We start from the raw sequence: 15,514 nt of genomic DNA, 5'->3' as shown, positions 1-15,514 counted from the left end.
TAGATCAGCGCTTCTTCTTCGCCTTCGAAGCAAACGGGTTATCCGTCGCCTTGAAGTGGATGCGGATCGGCACGCCCGGCAGGTTGAAGTCGTTGCGCAGGCCGTTCGTTAGGTAGCGGATATAGGATTCCGGCAGCGCATCCGGACGTGTGCACGACACCATGAAGCCCGGCGGACGGGCCTTCACCTGCGTCATGTATTTCAGCTTCAGGCGGCGGCCGGAAACGGCCGGTGGCGGATGCTGCGTCTGCTGCGCATCCAGCCAGCGATTGAGCTTGGCGGTGGAGATACGGCGGTTCCAGGTGCGGTCCGTTTCGATGACGGCCTGCATGAGCTTGTCGAGGCCGCGGCCGGTCTGGCCGGAAACCGGCACGGCGCGGATGCCGCGCGCCTGCGGCAGCAGACGGTCGGTCTTTTCGCGCAAATCCGCCAGCACCGCCTGCGGATCGTCGATCAGGTCCCACTTGTTGAAGGCGAGCACAGCAGCGCGGCCTTCGCGCAGCACGAAATCGACGATCTGCAAGTCCTGCTTCTCGAAGGGGATCGTCGCATCGAACATGATGACGACGGTCTCGGCAAAGCGGATGGCGCGCAGGCCGTCGGCGACGGAGAGCTTTTCCAGCTTCTCCTGCACCCGGGCCTTGCGCCGCATGCCGGCCGTGTCGAACATTTTGATCGTGCGGCCCTTCCAGTCCCATTCGACGGAAATCGAGTCGCGCGTGATCCCGGCTTCGGGGCCGGTCAGAAGACGGTCTTCGCCGAGAAAACGGTTGATCAGCGTGGACTTGCCGGCATTCGGACGGCCGACGATGGCGACGCGCAACGGCTTCGTCTCGTCATATTCCGGCTCGAAATCCTCGTCCTCTTCCGCCGCTTCGGCCAATTCGGCGCGCACGTCGATATCGGTGACGGCTTCATCGTCCTCGGGATAGGCGCGCTCCTCGCCGATCGCCGCGACGATGGCGTCGCGCAGATCGAGCATGCCCTGGCCGTGTTCGGCGGATATCGGTGTCGGTTCGCCCAGGCCGAGCGTGTAGGCATCGTAGAAACCGCCGTCGGAGCCCTTGGCTTCCGACTTGTTGGCGACGAGCACGACGGGCTTGCCCTTGCGGCGCAGCATGTCGGCGAGTGCGGTATCGACCGGCGTCAGGCCCGTCTTGGCATCGACGACGAAGAGCGACAGGTCCGCCTCTTCGATCGCCGCTTCCGTCTGGGCACGCATGCGGCCCTGCAGCGTCTCCGGTGCGGCCTCTTCGAGACCGGCCGTGTCGATGATGCGGAATTTCAGATCGATCAGCTTGGCATCGCCGGGGCGGCGGTCGCGGGTGACGCCGGGCGTGTCGTCGACGAGCGCAAGCTTCTTGCCCACGAGCCTGTTGAACAGGGTGGACTTGCCGACATTCGGGCGTCCGACAATGGCGACGGTGAAGCTCATGGACGTTTTCCGTTTCGTGACCGGCGAAAGGCCGGCTTTAGGAGGACAGCTTGCCGCTTGCCGTGATCAGGTCAAGCAGCATCTGCGCGCGGTTGGCGACGTTGCGCGGGCTTTCGCTGTCGTTGATGATAGCCTCGAACCATTCCTTGGCGCGGGCATAGTCCTCGTGCTTGTAGGCGGAGAGGCCCAGAACCTCGCGGGCGGAGTGGCGAAGCGCGCTCTGCGGCGTGGCGAGCTGTTCGGCTTCCTCCGAAACCTGCTCGTAGGTGCCCGTATCGACCAGAAGATAGGCAGCGCGAAGGCGGGCGGCATCGCGCAACGCTTCCGGCACCGCGCTGTCCTTGGCAATCGCCGTGAAGGCGTTGACGGCGCCCTGCGCGTCGGTCGCGGCGAGCAGCGAGGCGGACCGCATGCGGGCCAGCACCGGATAGGAGCCGAAGCCATCCTTTTCCAGCGCGGTCAGGGCAGCAAGCGCCTCTTCGTTCTTGCCTTCGCGGGCAAGCGTCAGCGCGCCGAGGAAGCTGTCGCCGGCGGCCGACGCCTCGCTGTCGCGCCAGTATTCGTAGCTCACCTTGCCGATCGTGCCGAGAACGACGAGGACGGCGGCGCCGATGAGGATGCGGCCAAAACGCTTCCAGACCAGACGCATCTGGTCTGAGCGAAGTTCCTCGTTCACCTCGCGGATAAAGCTGTCGTCCTGATTTACCATTCCCTGCCCGGCTCTTGCTGACGATTGGAGTTGCCGCCTTCTACCCCATTTTCACGGCGTTGTAAGGGGGCAGGCGCGAAAAGCCCCAGCTCAGCCGATCGATACGGGCAGCGGAGCGACGCCGATCACCAATTCGTGCAGCTTGAGCACGATCACGGCGTAGATCGCGAGACCGACGACGACGGCGATGAGGTCGTATTTCGCCGAGACGAAAACCGGCAGCCTGGTCTCGCCGGCCGCGATGCGCTTCTTCAGCGTGATGCGCAGGATGACGGCCCAGGCGAGGATCGTGACGAAAAGCAGCACCGAATAGCTCTCGCCGTTTGCCAGGAGATGGGCAAGCGCCCAGATCTTGATGGCGACGAGGATCGGGAACTTGAGCTTCGTGCGGATATGGCCGGCCGGCAGGAAACCGGCGACGAGACAGATCGAGGCGATCAGCATCAGCGTCAGCGCGATATGCGCCATGAAGGTCGGCGGGGAATAGAGCATCGCGCCGCCGTTTTCCCGCGCATCGACAAACCCGTAAGCAATGAGCGCGAGGCTGAGCAACGACAGGATGCCATGCACCGCCATCCAACCCGGCTTGCCAAGCGCGGCGATGGCGGCATTGCGCAGGCCCGGCGCGAAGGGGCGCAGAAGATGCGAGGCGATGAAGAGAACGAGACCGGCGATCAGCAACGTCATGGAAATATCCCTTGAATAAAGGCCGGCCCGATAGCCGTTCCCACTGGAATAGCCGTCACCGCGCGACAATTCCAGCCCGATCAAAGGCCCATCAAAGGATTGCCGCATTCCGAAACGATGACAGACCCTTTGCAAATTGTCGCGGGTAGCCATGTTGTCTCGATTTTCCCTTCTCCCCCTCGCCGCCCTGCTCGCCGCAGGCCCGGTTCTCGCCAAGGATGACGCGATCGAGCCGGCCAAACGCAAACAGCTCGTCATCGTCTCCTTCGACGGTGCGCACGACAATCTGCTGTGGGAAAAGAGCCGGGCCATGGCCAAGCGCACCGGCGCGCATTTCACCTATTTCCTCTCCTGCACCTTCCTCTTTCCCAAATCGGAACGCGCGCAATACCAGGCGCCGCATGAAAAACGCGGCCGCTCCAATGTCGGTTTCGCACCCGACAAGGAGGACACGATCCTGCGGCTTGGCGAAATCTGGCTGGCAAAGCTTGAGGGCCACGACATCGGCAGCCATGCCTGCGGCCATTTCGACGGCGGCAAATGGAGCGCCGAGGACTGGAAGGCCGAATTCACGTTCTTCCAGCAGGCGCTGAAGTCAGCCTGGCAGAGCGCCGGCGTCGGCGAACGCGAACCCGCAGGCTGGCAGGATTTTGCCGAAAAGGACATCAAGGGATTTCGCGCGCCCTACCTTTCGGCGGGCAGCGGGCTGGTCAAGGCGCTGGAAGCGAGCGGCTTCACCTATGATGCCAGCCTTGTGACCAAGGGGCCGGCCATGCCCGTCGCCAGCGGCGAAATCCAGCGCTTCGGCCTGCCGCTGATCCCCGAGGGCACCGCGCAGCGCCCGGTCATCGCCATGGACTACAATCTCTACGTCCGTCATTCCAAGGGCAAGGAGAACCCGGAAAAAAGCGCCGCCTTCGAGGAAAGCACGCTCGCCGCCTATCGCGCCGCTTTCGACAAGCAGTATGCCGGCGAACGCGTGCCCCTCCAGCTCGGCTTCCATTTCGTGGAAATGAATGCCGGCGCCTATTGGCGTGCGCTCGATACGTTCCTCACGGAAACCTGCGGCAAGAGCGATGTCGCCTGCGTGAGCTACGCCGAGGCCCTCGACATTCTCGCCAAAGAGAAAAGGGCGACCGAAGCCGCCCTTTAAGATCGTTACGGCTCGTTGGCCGCAAGCTCGCCTTCATCGGCGGCCCGTTGCAGGTAGCGTTCGTCGATATCCGGCAGCGGCTTGTCGTCGATCGCCGCTTCGAAGGCCTTCAGACGCTTGTGGATCGACAGCAGTTCGATGATCGTCGACCAGTAGTTCACGAGATACTGGAACGAGTTGCTGACCTCGCCGAAGGCGGTGGCGATCTGCTGCCAGGTGCCCATGGTGATGCGACCGGCCACGATGGTCGGGATGAGGATGAAGTTCAGGAAGATCGCGTCGAGCTGGCCATAGCCGAAGCGCGCGACGTTGAAGTAGCAATAGTGCCAGTACATGCGGAAATAATTGCGCCGCACATTGCCGAACAGCTCCTTTACCGTGACGGGGTCGGCACGGTCCGCATGGTCCTCGCCATAGACGAGTTCCTTACGATAGGCCGCCTCGACGCGCTGGTTGCGGAATTGCAGGCCGGGCAGCTTGATACCGGCAATCGCGAGCAGCGCCGTACCGAACAGCGACCAGATGATGGCGAGCCAGAACAGCGCGTGGGGAACGGCACCGATGACCGGCAGGTCCCCGACATATTCCGACATGCGGAACAGGATCGGCAGGAACACCACCAGCGTCATGATGGAATTGATGAAGGTGACGCCGAGCCCTTCGAGGATATTAGCAAAGCGCATCGTGTCTTCCTGCACACGCTGCGAGGCACCTTCGATATGGCGCAGCTTCGACCACTTGGACATGTAGTAGTCGTTCATGGCGGTACGCCAGCGGAAGACATAGTGGTTGGTGAAGAAGGCCGTGACGACGTTCAGCACCACCCCGACCATGCCGATTTCGAGGAAGCGTAGCTGCAACGAGAAGAGCTGGTCGGCCGTCACATTGCCCTGCTTGGAGAGCGCCGCCTGGAAGAGATCGAAGAACGGGCCGCGCCAATTGTTGAGCGCGACCGACACCTGCACCGAGAAATAGGCGATGAAGATGATGAAGGCCGAACCCCAGATGGCCCAGTTCGCCCAGGGATGATTGCGCGCGATGGCTTTCCAGACGAAGCCGAAGATCAGCACGAAGATCGTGAAATAGAGGTAGAACCAGAGATTGTCCGGCGAGAAGAAATAGGCAAGCCCGATCGGCGCCTTCTCGTCCGGCCCGAGCGGCGGCAGGCCGATGGCCGCGCCCATTTGCGGCCCCACCGTGTACCAGACGGCGATGCAGATGATGGCCCATACGGCACCGGAGGTGAAGAACAGCTTCGGTTGCGGGAAGAAGGAATGGAACAAGGCGCGAAACTTTCGTTTTCTGATGGCAGCAGCGCCGCCGGTTCGCGCCGAACCTAGAGGAGTTTGCGAACAGCAACAATCGCCAAGCGCCCGGATTACCGAGATTTAATGGAAAGTGCCCCGCCCAGCACGACGATCACCGCGGCCAGCAACAGGATGGCGGCGGCGGCAAGGCTGGGCAGGAGATAGCTGCCGGTGCGGGCAGCAAGGAAACCCGCGCCGAGCGGCCCGAGGATCTGGCCGACACCGAAGGCCGCCGTCATCAGCGCCAGGACCTGCCGGGGGCTTTCGCTCGCCAGAACCCGGCCAAGTTGGAGGCCATAGGCGGTGATGACGATGAAGGTGAGGCCAAGCAGAACCCCGCCGATCAGCGCCGAGGCCGGAAACGGCAGCGTCACGGTGACGGCCACGCCGACCATCTCGACCCGCAGCGCCGCGAGATAAGCCGCCGCCACGCCATAACGTCGCACCACCGGCTTCCAGGCGAGGACGGAGACGGCGGCCGATGCGCCCGTCACCAGCCAGGTCAGACATTCGAGCAGCGGGCTGTGGGCACCTTCGCGGGCGATCGCAACGATGAAGGTGGCGGTGACGACATAGCCGATGCCGAACAGGCCATAGCTCAGCGTCAGAGCCACGAGCGGCCGCGTCCAGACGATGGCCGGCTCGCGCCGCGCGCCCGCATGGCTTTCCGGGCGTGGCAGAAGTCCCATCACGACGATCAGACCGATGGCCCCGAGCACCGCCCCGGCAAGCCAGTCGAAGCGCCAGGTCGGAAGCATCGACATGTCGATAAGCGAGAGCAGATAGACCAGCAGCGCCGAAACCGCGATGCCGAAGCCGACACCGGAAAAATGCGCCATCTGCACGCGCGGATCGCCATGACGCAGACCGATGGACAGCACGATACCGGAGGTGAAGATCATGGCGAAGGCGCTGGCAAGACCGGCAAGAAACCGCACGACGGACAGCGCCGCGACGCTGGAAAGCAACCCCATGGCGACGAGCAGCACGACGGTGGAGACCAGCGCGCCGATGGCAAGACGCCGCTCGAGCCCGGCCGCCCAGCCATAGGCGGCCAGCACCGCACCAAGCAGATAGCCCGCGAAATTGGCCGCGGCGATAATCCCGGCATCGGCGGCATTGAGGCCAAGCCCCGCCATCATGCCGGGCAGGACCGGCGTATAGAAGAAGCGGCCGAGGCCCATGGCGACGGCCATCGCGACCGCACCGGCAAGGGCCGCCCGGACGGGTTCATGCGACAGGAATGGCGTGCGCTGCATCATGGCGCGACCATCGCACTGCAACATGGCCGCGACAAACGAGATTAATTGATCGACGGATCAGCGCCGGTGAAGGCTCGAGGAGCGCGGTTCAACCCGGCAGCGTCACGACCAGCGGCCCGTTGCGCGTGGCAACGACCGTGTGCTCGAACTGCACCGTCGGCGCATTCGGCTCGCTGTAGAGCGTCCATTCGTCCCGGTCACCGCTTTCGGCCCAGTTGGCGCCGAGCGACAGGAAGGGTTCGACCGTAAAGACGAGGCCGTCCGTCATGCGACGCGTTTCCTGCGGATCGGGCCAGGTGGCGATTTCCGTCGGCTCCTCGTGCAGCGAGCGGCCGACGCCGTGGCTGGCGAGGTTGGCAATCAGCGTGTAGCGGTTCTTGCGGGCGAATTCGCCGATCGCATTGCCGACCTGCGCCAACGGCTTGCCCGCCTTCACTTCCTTGAGACCGACCCATAGCGCCCGCTTGCCATCCCGGCAGAGCCGCTCCACCGCCGGCGTCGAACGCCCGACGACGAAGGACGCACCCGTATCGGCAAAGTAGCCGTCGAGCACCGCCGAGACATCGATATTGACGAGATCGCCATCCCGGATCACCCGGTCGCCCGGAATGCCGTGCGCGACTTCCTCGTTGACGCTGATGCAGGTCGCGCCCGGAAACTTGTAGCAGCTTTCCGGCGCCGAGACCGCGCCTGCCGCTTCCAGCATGCGCCGGCCGATCAGGTCGAGCTCGGCCGTCGTCATGCCGGGGCGCACGGCCGTCTGCATGTGCTGCAGCACATTGGCGCAGATCCGGCCGATGGCCTTCAGGCCGTTGAGGTCGTCGTCGTTTTCCAGGGTCATCGTTTCTCTCTTTCGCGGGCGTCCTATCACGCCCGCGCGTCGCTGTCAGGCGGAAGCAGGCTCCGGTTTGGCCGAGTGCTCCGCCAGCATCTCGCGCACCAAAGGTGCCACGCGGGTGCCGTACAGCTCGATTCCGCGCAAAATTTGGTCATGCGGCATCAGGCCGATCGCCATCTGCAACAGGAAGCGGTCGTTCTTGAAGATCTTCTGGTGTGCGACGATCTTCCGGGCCACCGTCTCGGGGTCGCCGAGGAAGAGATGGCCGGTCGGCCCAGTCGACTGGTCGAACTGCGCCCGGCTCGTCGGCCCCCAGCCGCGCTCGCCGCCGATACGGTTCATCACCGCGGCCTGCGGGCCATAGAAGGCATCCGCCGCCGCTTCCGTCGTATCGGCGATGAAGCCGTGCACGTTGATGCTGGTCTTCAGCTTTGCCTCGTCCTGGCCGGCGCGGCGCGCGGCCTCACGGTAGAGATCGAACAGCGGCGCATAGCGCGAGGGCGCGCCGCCGATGATGGCGAGCGCCAGCGGCAGGCCATAGGCGCCGGCCCGCGCCACCGATTGCGGCGTGCCGCCAACGGCGATCCAGATCGGCATCCTGCCATGCGCGGGACGCGGATAGACACCGAGCCCCGGCAGCGGCGCGCGCATCGTGCCGGTCCAGGAAACCTTTTCGCTCTCGTTGAGCGCCAGCAGCAGATCGAGCTTTTCCTCGAAAAGCACGTCGTAATCGTCAAGCGCATAGCCGAAGAGAGGGAAGGATTCGATGAAGGACCCGCGCCCCGCCATGATTTCCGCCCGGCCGCCGGAAATGAGATCGACCGTCGCGAACTGCTGGAAGACGCGAACCGGATCGTCCGACGAGAGCACCGTCACGGCGCTGGACAGCCGGATATTCTTCGTCCGCGCCGCGGCGGCGGCCAGCACCACGGCAGGTGCCGAGGCGGCATAATCCGGCCGATGATGCTCGCCCAGCCCGAAGACATCGAGCCCCACCTGATCGGCAAGCTCGATTTCCTCAAGCAGGTTCTTCAGCCGCCGCTCCCCTTCCCGCCCCTTGTCGGCTGCGGTGGGATCGACGTCGGCAAATGTATAGAGGCCAAGTTCCATGGAGATGTTCCGGATGAGAGGGTTTTTCGTCACATATGGCTGGGAACGGGCGGTTGGAAGAGCGGATCGGGAAACAGTGTGTTTACTGCGGCACTTCCTCTTCGGGTGGAAATTGCCGCCCGCCATACAGGATGCGATCGAAGACTACGGTGTCGCCGGCGATGTGAAAGGCAAGCGTTATGCGCTTTTCAAAGCCCACAAGGCGTAAGCCCACTAGAATATCGTCACGAGTGACGCCTCTTTGCGGGAAACGTTCAAAACCGAGGCAAAACGTCTCGATGCGCTCGATATAGGCTATGGCCCGCGCAGCACCGGATTGCGTGGCTATAAAATCGTAGAGCTTCAAGAGATCGTCCCGCGCCTCCGGCGCAAAGCGGATCTGGTAAAGCACGTCTCACGTCCCGCGCTGCGCTTGATGATGTCGGCGAATCTCATTGAAGACGTCCCTCAGCGGAAGGGCACGCTGCGGATCGGTCTGGGTCGCCAGCACCACGGGCACGACATCCTGTTCCAGCCATCGTTCGACAGCCTGATCCCTTTCGCGAAGTGCTCGGAGCCCGGCGCGCACCACCTCGCTGCCGCTGGCAAATGCACCACTTGCGACCAGCTCATCAATGTAGGCGGATTGCTCCTGTGGGAGACTGAATGTTCGTTTTTCAGCGGGCATTATCTGGCCTCCTCACAAACGTGGTATGAATTCTTCATACCACGTTTGACGAACCGTTGCCAATTGGCGGGTGCACGGCGCCCGCCTTGCAACGGCTCAAAGCTTCGACGCCACCTCTTCCAGCTGTGTCGCCACCTGCCCCCAGCCCTCGTGGAAGCCCATCTTCTCATGCGCTTCGCAGTCCTCCACGTTCCAGTGGCGGGCGATGGCGGTGTAGCGCGTCTGGCCGTTGCCGAGATCGTCGAACAGGATTTCGGCGCTGAAAAAGGCCTTTTCGGTCGGCTTCCAGTCCGGGCCGAAGGCATCGGTCGTGATGATGCGCCTGTCCTTCTCGATCTTCAGGAAGACGCCTGTCGAATCCATGTGGAAACCGTCCGGACCGGTCATGACCGTACGGAACTTGCCGCCGTCGCGCGGTTCCATGTCGACAAGCGCCAGCTCATAGGGCTTGGGCATGAACCATTCTTTCAGGATCTCGGGCGTCGTCCAGGCCTTGAAAAGCTGGGCGGGCGTGGCGTTCAGCACGCGGGCCAGCACCAGTTCGCGGTTGTTGGCAGGCTTGATTTCGGCGTTGACGTTCATGGGGGACCTCCTCGTCGGGTATGTTGGTCGGTTCGTATCAAGGACGCCCGACGGAGGAGCGATCCGACACCGAACACCTACTATTTTTCAGCCGCCGCCATCTCCCGCTGCACGCTGTCGAGATGCTGGCGGATGTGGGCGGCCTCGGCCGGTGTGGTCGCGAGCGCGATGGCGCGGTCGAAGGCCTCATGCGCCTCGCGGTAGCGGCCGAGCTGCTTCAAGAGGCCGCCGCGCAGGCCGTGAAAATAGAAATAGCCGTTCAGCTTCTCCGCCAAGGGTTCGACCAGCGCCAGCGCCGCCTCCGGCCCTTCCCGCTTGGACACCGCGACGGCGCGGTTGAGCCGCACAACCGGCGACGGCTGCAGGCGTTCCAGCGTCTGGTAGAGCAGATCGATCTGCAACCAGTCCGTCTCCGCCGCCGTTGCCGCACGGGCATGCAGGGCGGCAATCGCCGCCTGGATCTGGAAGGCGCCGGGCGCACGATGGCGGATCGCCTTGTCGATCAGCACCAGCGCCTCGTCGATCAGCGCACGGTCCCACAGCGAGCGGTCCTGATCGTCGAGCAGCACGATCTGGCCATCCGCATCGAAACGGGCATCGAGCCGCGAATGCTGGATGAGCAGCAGCGCTGTCAGCCCCATGATCTCAGGTTCGGAGGGGAACAGTTTCAAGAGAAGCCGCGCCAGACGGATCGCCTCCGCGCAGAACGGCGTGTCGGCCTTTTCAGGCACGCCGGCCGAATAGCCTTCGTTGAAGACGAGATAGAGCATCGCCGCGACAAGCCCGAGCCGTTCGGCGCGCGCCACGGCATCCGGCGTCTCGAAGGGAATGCCCGCCGCCGCCACCTTGGCCTTGGCACGCGTGATGCGCTGTTCCATCGCCGCTTCGGAAACGAGGAAGGCGCGGGCGATCTGCTTGACCGAGAGGCCGGAGACGATACGCAGCGCCAGCGCGATCTGCTGGGTCGCCGGCAGGTCCGGATGGCAGCAGACGAAGAGCAGGCGCAGGATATCGTCACGGTAATGCGCGCCGTCCAGCCGGTCCGCGAGATCGCTTTCCGTGTCCTGCAGGTCGGACAGCATCTCCTCGGGCGGAAGCGGCTGGTGTTTGGCGCGCTTGCGCACCTGATCGATGCCGCTGTTGCGGCCGACGAAGATAAGCCATGCTGCCGGATCGCGTGGCGGGCCCTTTTCGGGCCAGGTCTTCAGCGCGCGAAGACAGGCCTCCTGAAAGGCCTCCTCCGCCAGGTCGAGGTTACGGAAGTAGCGCAAAAGCGCCCCCATGGCCTGCGGCCGTGCCGATGTCAGCGCCAGATCGATCCAGGCAAGCTCCGTCATGTTATGGGCACTCCCGGATTGAAGAACTGCAACGGCCGGATTTCATAGGTGCCGTTGGCAGGATTGGCGGCGGAAAGCTCGCGCGCGAAGGTGATCGCCTCGTCCAGCGTGGCCGCCTCCAACACGAAGAAGCCGAGGAACTGCTCCTTCGTTTCCGCAAAGGGTCCATCCATGATGATGTCGTCCGTCGCACCCTTGCGCACCGTGACGGCCGCCGTCGTCGGCATCAGCCGCGCTACGGGACCGAGCTTGCCGGCCTCGGCATAACGCTGATTGACGGCGCCAAGATCGGCCATGACCTTGTCGTCCAGCTCCTTCGACCAGGCGCTGACTTCGCTTTCGGAATCGTAACAAAGAACGGCATACAGCATGGTGAACTCCCGTTGACTGAAAGACGTAGGAGTAGCGTCTCGGCCGACAGGGCGCACCGGATTATTTTTGATTTTTTTTGACAGAAGATCGCGGGGCTCAGATCTTGAACACGTCGTCCTGCCAGAACACGATGACATAGCCACCCTCGGGCTCGGCCTCATCCGCCCAGGCCCGCAATTGCGCATGATACGGCTCGCGCCGCCAGATGTCGGGATGGCCGGGATCGACAAGAACCGTGATCTGCGGCCCCTGCCGATAGATCATCATATGGGAACGGCACGGTTCCCACGCTTCCCCGAGCGCCTCGTCGGTCATCCACAGACAGAGAAAATCCCGGCAGACCGAGGGCCGGTCCGCATAGATCGAACAGCCCTTGCCTTCGATGCAATGCCGGCACCAGGCATTGGCCGGCTTGTCGAACAGATCGATATCCGGCAGCCGGCAACAGAGCGTGCAGGTGCCGCAGGATCGGCCGGGAACGATGGTCGGGGATGGGTGCATGGGCGACGCATAGCATCCGCCTGCAACGCCTTGAAGGGGGAGCGGAACGTTACCCCGCGCTCAGTGTCCGCCGCACCGCATCCTTCCAGCCCTTGATCTTCACCGCGCGGGTCTTCTCGTCCATCTTCGGCTCAAAGCGCGTGTCGCGGGCCCAGGATTTCGCAAAGCCCTTGCGGTCCGGCCAGACACCGGCGCGCTGGCCGGCGAGCCAGGCGGCGCCGAGCGCCGTCGTCTCCAGAATGGTCGGGCGGTCGACGGGGGCGTCAAGGATGTCGGAGAGGCGCTGCATGGTCCAGTCGGAGGCGACCATGCCGCCATCGACGCGCAGCACGGTTTCCTTGCCGTTGGCCTTCCAGTCCTTGTGCATGGCGTCGAGCAGGTCGCGCGTCTGGTAGCAGACGGCCTCCAGCGCAGCGCGGGCGAATTCCGCCGGCCCCGTATTGCGCGTCATGCCGTAGATCGCGGCGCGGGCTTCCGGATCCCAATGCGGCGCGCCGAGGCCGGTGAAGGCCGGCACGAGATAGACGTTCTGCGTCGGATCGGCCTTGGCAGCGAGATCGCCCGCATCGGGTGCTGCCTTGATGACTTTCAGCCCGTCGCGCAGCCATTGCACGGCGGCCCCGGCGATGAAGATGGAGCCTTCGAGCGCATAGGTCGTTTCGCCGTCGAGCCGGTAGGCGATGGTGGTGAGCAGGCGATTCTTCGAGCGCACCATGTCGGCGCCGGTATTGAGCAGTGCGAAGCAACCGGTGCCGTAGGTGGATTTCATCATGCCCGGCTCGAAGCAGGCCTGGCCGATGGTCGCCGCCTGCTGGTCGCCGGCAACGCCGAGGATCGGAATTTCCGCGCCGAACAGGCTGTTTTCCGTGATGCCGAAATCGGCGGCGCAGTCCAAAACCTCGGGCAGCATGGCCTTCGGCACGCGCAGGATGTCCAGGAGTTCGTTGTCCCAGTCATTCGCCGCGATGTTGTACATCAGTGTGCGGCTGGCATTGGTGGCATCCGTCACATGCGACTTGCCGCCCGTCAGCCGCCAGATCAGGAATGTATCGATCGTGCCGAAGCACAGATCGCCCTTGGCGCCCCGCGCCCGCGCGCCCTTCACATTGGAGAGCATCCAGGAGAGTTTCGTGCCGGAAAAATAGGGGTCGAGCAGCAGGCCGGTCTTCTTGGTGAAGGTCTTTTCGAGGTCCTGCTTCTTCAGCTTGTCGCAATAGGAGGCGGTGCGGCGGTCCTGCCAGACGATGGCATTGTGGATAGGCTTGCCGCTCTCGCGTTCCCAGACGACGACCGTCTCGCGCTGGTTGGTGATGCCGATGGCGGAAATATCGGAGGCCTTGACGTCGGCTTTCTTCAGGGCCGCCTTGACCGACCAGACGACGCTCTCCCAGATCTCTTCGGGATCGTGTTCGACCCAGCCGGACTGCGGGAAAATCTGCGTGAATTCCTTCTGGCCGGAACCGACGACTTTCTGATTGCCGTCGAAAACGATCGCCCGGCTCGATGTCGTGCCCTGATCGATCGCGAGAACATATCCGCTCATGCAGCCCTCCCCTTGAAGGATCTCTCCCAGACCCTTCGGAATCTTCAATACGAGACTAAAACGAATGTCAAAGGAAAATAAAACGCAAGCCCCGCTTCGCTCTCAGCGGGACTGTACCGCGCGGAAAACGCAATTGTCATCGCTTGAGTTTTAGGCGTAGGCTACCGCGACGCAGCATGAACTGGAGAGTACAAGCATGAAAAGTGTCGTCGTCACCGGCTCCACCAGCGGCATTGGCCTCGCCATCGCCAGCGCGTTTGCGGAAAACGACGCAAACGTCGTCATCAACGGCTTCGGCAACGCCGATGAAATCGAGGCTATAAGGGCAAAACTCGACGGCCTCGGCAAGGGCCGCGTGCTCTACCATCCCGCCGACATGACGAAGCCGCATGAAATCTCGGACCTCATCCAGACGGCCGTGGAAGAATTCGACGGGGTCGATATCCTCGTCAACAATGCCGGCATCCAGCATGTCGAGAAGATCGAGGACTTTCCGGTTGAGAAATGGGACCAGATCATCGCGATCAATCTCTCCAGCTCCTTCCACACCATCCGCAATGCCGTTCCGCATATGAAGCGCAAGGGCTGGGGCCGCATCATCAATATCGCCTCCGCGCACGGCCTCGTCGCCTCGCCCTTCAAGGCGGCCTATGTGGCGGCAAAACACGGCGTCCTGGGCCTGACGAAAACAGTTGCGCTTGAGGTCGCGGAAAATCGTATCACCGCCAACAGCATCTGCCCCGGCTATGTGCTGACACCGCTAGTCGAAAAACAGATCCCCGACACGGCCAAGGCCCGCGGCATCAGCGAGGCGCAGGTGAAGTCCGATGTCATGCTGAAGTTCCAGCCGACCAAGGAGTTCGTCGGTACCGACGAAGTGGCGGCGATCGCGCTTTTCCTCGCTTCCGATGCTGCAAAATCGATCAACGGCACCCATATCTCCGTCGATGGCGGCTGGACCGCCCAATAAAATATGCGCCCTATAAAATAGGCACGTGGTCGCGGCGGGTTTCCGGCCGCGTCCCAAGCCAAGCGGGCTTCAGGCGCGAAGAAGGACGAAATGAATTTTCTGCAAGATAGTCTCGCGGGCTTTCTCGCCCGCGAACACCGCATCGTCATCGTCGATATCACCGCCACCAAAGGCTCGGCACCGCGCGATGAAGGCACCTTCATGCTGGTCGCGCCGACGGACATCTACGGCACGATCGGCGGCGGACAGCTGGAATATGCTGCCATCGAGAATGCGCGCAAGCTGCTGGCGGATGCCGGCGGCGCGGCGACGCTCCAAATCCCGCTCGGGCCGGAAAACGGCGAATGTTGCGGCGGCCGCGTGGACCTGCGCTTCACCTTCGCCGACGAAGAGGCCCGCCGGGCGCTCGACCGTCGCCTTGCGGAAGAGGAGAGGCAGAAACCGCAGGTCTGGATTTTCGGCGCGGGCCATGTCGGCCGAGCGCTCGCCGACGCGCTGACCCTGCTGCCCCTCAACGTCTTCGTGGTGGAGGCGCGCGAGACCGCGCTCGACCAACTGACGTCGGAAGTGCACCACCGCTTCGCCGCCTTGCCGGAGGTGCTGGTCGCGGATATTCCCGCCGGCTCTGCCGTCGTCATCGTGACGCATGATCATGCGCTCGATTTCCGCATCGGCAGACAGGCACTTGAGCGCAAAGACCTTGCCTATATCGGCATGGTCGGCTCGCAGTCGAAGCGCGGCACGTTCCTGCACCATCTCGACGAACAGGACATAGCGCGCAGCGAGGCCGACCGGCTGGTTCTGCCGATCGGCGACAGTGCGGTGGATGACAAGCGCCCCGAGGTCATCGCCGCGATGACGGCGTCCGAGGTGCTGCTCGCCTTCGCCGCATGGCGACGCAACGCCGCCTAACCGCGGCCATCCAGAAAACCGAGGTCACGTTTCAGGTGATCAGACAGCTCGTCCGGCCGCAGGCGCGGCATGTTGTTACGCTTACGGAAGGCAAAGGCGAGAGAGAGCTTATGCCAGAAGCCGGCAAGC

17 protein-coding genes are annotated in these 15,514 nt (G+C 63.4%); 3 read left to right on the top strand and 14 right to left on the bottom strand.

Annotated features, from left to right (window positions below):
* Positions 1 to 4 precede the first annotated feature (4 nt).
* The 3 genes from der to AC27VQ_RS09140 form a co-directional block, all read right to left on the bottom strand.
* Entirely contained in the window at positions 5 to 1,435 is a 1,431-nt protein-coding gene (der, locus tag AC27VQ_RS09150; RefSeq protein ID WP_421591946.1) for a ribosome biogenesis GTPase Der, read from the bottom strand.
* Positions 1,436 to 1,472: 37 nt separating this feature from the next.
* Complete coding sequence (locus AC27VQ_RS09145) at positions 1,473 to 2,144, bottom strand: tetratricopeptide repeat protein (protein WP_488716036.1); 672 nt, start codon at positions 2,142 to 2,144, stop codon at positions 1,473 to 1,475.
* A 90-nt stretch (positions 2,145 to 2,234) separates the two neighbouring features.
* Positions 2,235 to 2,831, bottom strand: coding sequence for an NnrU family protein (locus tag AC27VQ_RS09140; protein ID WP_488716035.1), 597 nt, complete (start codon positions 2,829 to 2,831; stop codon positions 2,235 to 2,237).
* A 151-nt stretch (positions 2,832 to 2,982) separates the two neighbouring features.
* On the opposite strand from AC27VQ_RS09140, the gene AC27VQ_RS09135 reads away from it, so the two are divergent.
* The gene (locus tag AC27VQ_RS09135; protein ID WP_488716034.1) at positions 2,983 to 3,984 is read left to right on the top strand and encodes a polysaccharide deacetylase family protein; all 1,002 of its coding nucleotides are present in this window, start codon (positions 2,983 to 2,985) and stop codon (positions 3,982 to 3,984) included.
* 5 nt (positions 3,985 to 3,989) lie between these two features.
* On the opposite strand, the gene sbmA is transcribed toward AC27VQ_RS09135, so the two are convergent.
* The 11 genes from sbmA to glpK all read right to left on the bottom strand — a co-directional run bounded on the left by sbmA (position 3,990) and on the right by glpK (position 13,503).
* Positions 3,990 to 5,267 carry a peptide antibiotic transporter SbmA gene (gene sbmA / locus AC27VQ_RS09130; RefSeq protein WP_421591942.1) on the bottom strand — a complete coding sequence of 426 codons (1,278 nt, stop codon included), beginning with the start codon at positions 5,265 to 5,267 and terminating at the stop codon, positions 3,990 to 3,992.
* Positions 5,268 to 5,362: 95 nt separating this feature from the next.
* Positions 5,363 to 6,553 carry a YbfB/YjiJ family MFS transporter gene (locus AC27VQ_RS09125; RefSeq protein WP_488716033.1) on the bottom strand — a complete coding sequence of 397 codons (1,191 nt, stop codon included), beginning with the start codon at positions 6,551 to 6,553 and terminating at the stop codon, positions 5,363 to 5,365.
* Positions 6,554 to 6,641: 88 nt separating this feature from the next.
* On the bottom strand, positions 6,642 to 7,394 hold the full coding sequence (gene map, locus AC27VQ_RS09120) for a type I methionyl aminopeptidase (RefSeq protein ID WP_488716032.1): 753 nt from the start codon (positions 7,392 to 7,394) through the stop codon (positions 6,642 to 6,644).
* A gap of 45 nt (positions 7,395 to 7,439) precedes the next feature.
* The gene (locus tag AC27VQ_RS09115; protein ID WP_488716031.1) at positions 7,440 to 8,501 is read right to left on the bottom strand and encodes an LLM class flavin-dependent oxidoreductase; all 1,062 of its coding nucleotides are present in this window, start codon (positions 8,499 to 8,501) and stop codon (positions 7,440 to 7,442) included.
* An 82-nt stretch (positions 8,502 to 8,583) separates the two neighbouring features.
* Positions 8,584 to 8,892 carry a type II toxin-antitoxin system RelE/ParE family toxin gene (locus AC27VQ_RS09110; protein WP_488716030.1) on the bottom strand — a complete coding sequence of 103 codons (309 nt, stop codon included), beginning with the start codon at positions 8,890 to 8,892 and terminating at the stop codon, positions 8,584 to 8,586.
* 3 nt (positions 8,893 to 8,895) lie between these two features.
* Positions 8,896 to 9,168 (bottom strand): type II toxin-antitoxin system ParD family antitoxin, encoded by a 273-nt coding sequence (locus tag AC27VQ_RS09105; RefSeq protein ID WP_488716029.1) that lies wholly within the window; start codon positions 9,166 to 9,168, stop codon positions 8,896 to 8,898.
* A 96-nt stretch (positions 9,169 to 9,264) separates the two neighbouring features.
* The gene (locus AC27VQ_RS09100) at positions 9,265 to 9,750 is read right to left on the bottom strand and encodes an SRPBCC family protein (RefSeq protein WP_488716028.1); all 486 of its coding nucleotides are present in this window, start codon (positions 9,748 to 9,750) and stop codon (positions 9,265 to 9,267) included.
* An 80-nt stretch (positions 9,751 to 9,830) separates the two neighbouring features.
* The gene (locus tag AC27VQ_RS09095) at positions 9,831 to 11,087 is read right to left on the bottom strand and encodes an RNA polymerase sigma factor (RefSeq protein ID WP_488716027.1); all 1,257 of its coding nucleotides are present in this window, start codon (positions 11,085 to 11,087) and stop codon (positions 9,831 to 9,833) included.
* Positions 11,084 to 11,458, bottom strand: coding sequence for a YciI family protein (locus AC27VQ_RS09090; protein ID WP_488716026.1), 375 nt, complete (start codon positions 11,456 to 11,458; stop codon positions 11,084 to 11,086). Before AC27VQ_RS09090 ends, AC27VQ_RS09095 begins: the two co-directional genes overlap by 4 nt.
* Positions 11,459 to 11,555: 97 nt before the next feature.
* Positions 11,556 to 11,960, bottom strand: a complete 405-nt coding sequence (locus AC27VQ_RS09085) for a YkgJ family cysteine cluster protein (RefSeq protein ID WP_488716025.1) — start codon at positions 11,958 to 11,960, stop codon at positions 11,556 to 11,558.
* A gap of 49 nt (positions 11,961 to 12,009) precedes the next feature.
* The gene (gene glpK, locus AC27VQ_RS09080; protein ID WP_488716024.1) at positions 12,010 to 13,503 is read right to left on the bottom strand and encodes a glycerol kinase GlpK; all 1,494 of its coding nucleotides are present in this window, start codon (positions 13,501 to 13,503) and stop codon (positions 12,010 to 12,012) included.
* Between the two features lie 196 nt (positions 13,504 to 13,699).
* On the opposite strand from glpK, the gene AC27VQ_RS09075 reads away from it, so the two are divergent.
* Both AC27VQ_RS09075 and xdhC read left to right on the top strand, forming a co-directional pair.
* Entirely contained in the window at positions 13,700 to 14,473 is a 774-nt protein-coding gene (locus tag AC27VQ_RS09075; RefSeq protein WP_488716023.1) for a 3-hydroxybutyrate dehydrogenase, read from the top strand.
* 90 nt (positions 14,474 to 14,563) lie between these two features.
* Positions 14,564 to 15,385, top strand: a complete 822-nt coding sequence (xdhC, locus tag AC27VQ_RS09070) for a xanthine dehydrogenase accessory protein XdhC (protein ID WP_488716022.1) — start codon at positions 14,564 to 14,566, stop codon at positions 15,383 to 15,385.
* Positions 15,386 to 15,514: the final 129 nt, after the last annotated feature.

This window comes from Shinella sp. 20P9.1.1 (assembly GCF_057798995.1).
Note: the sequence above shows the minus strand (reverse complement) of the source record. Positions and strands in the feature narration are given on the sequence as shown.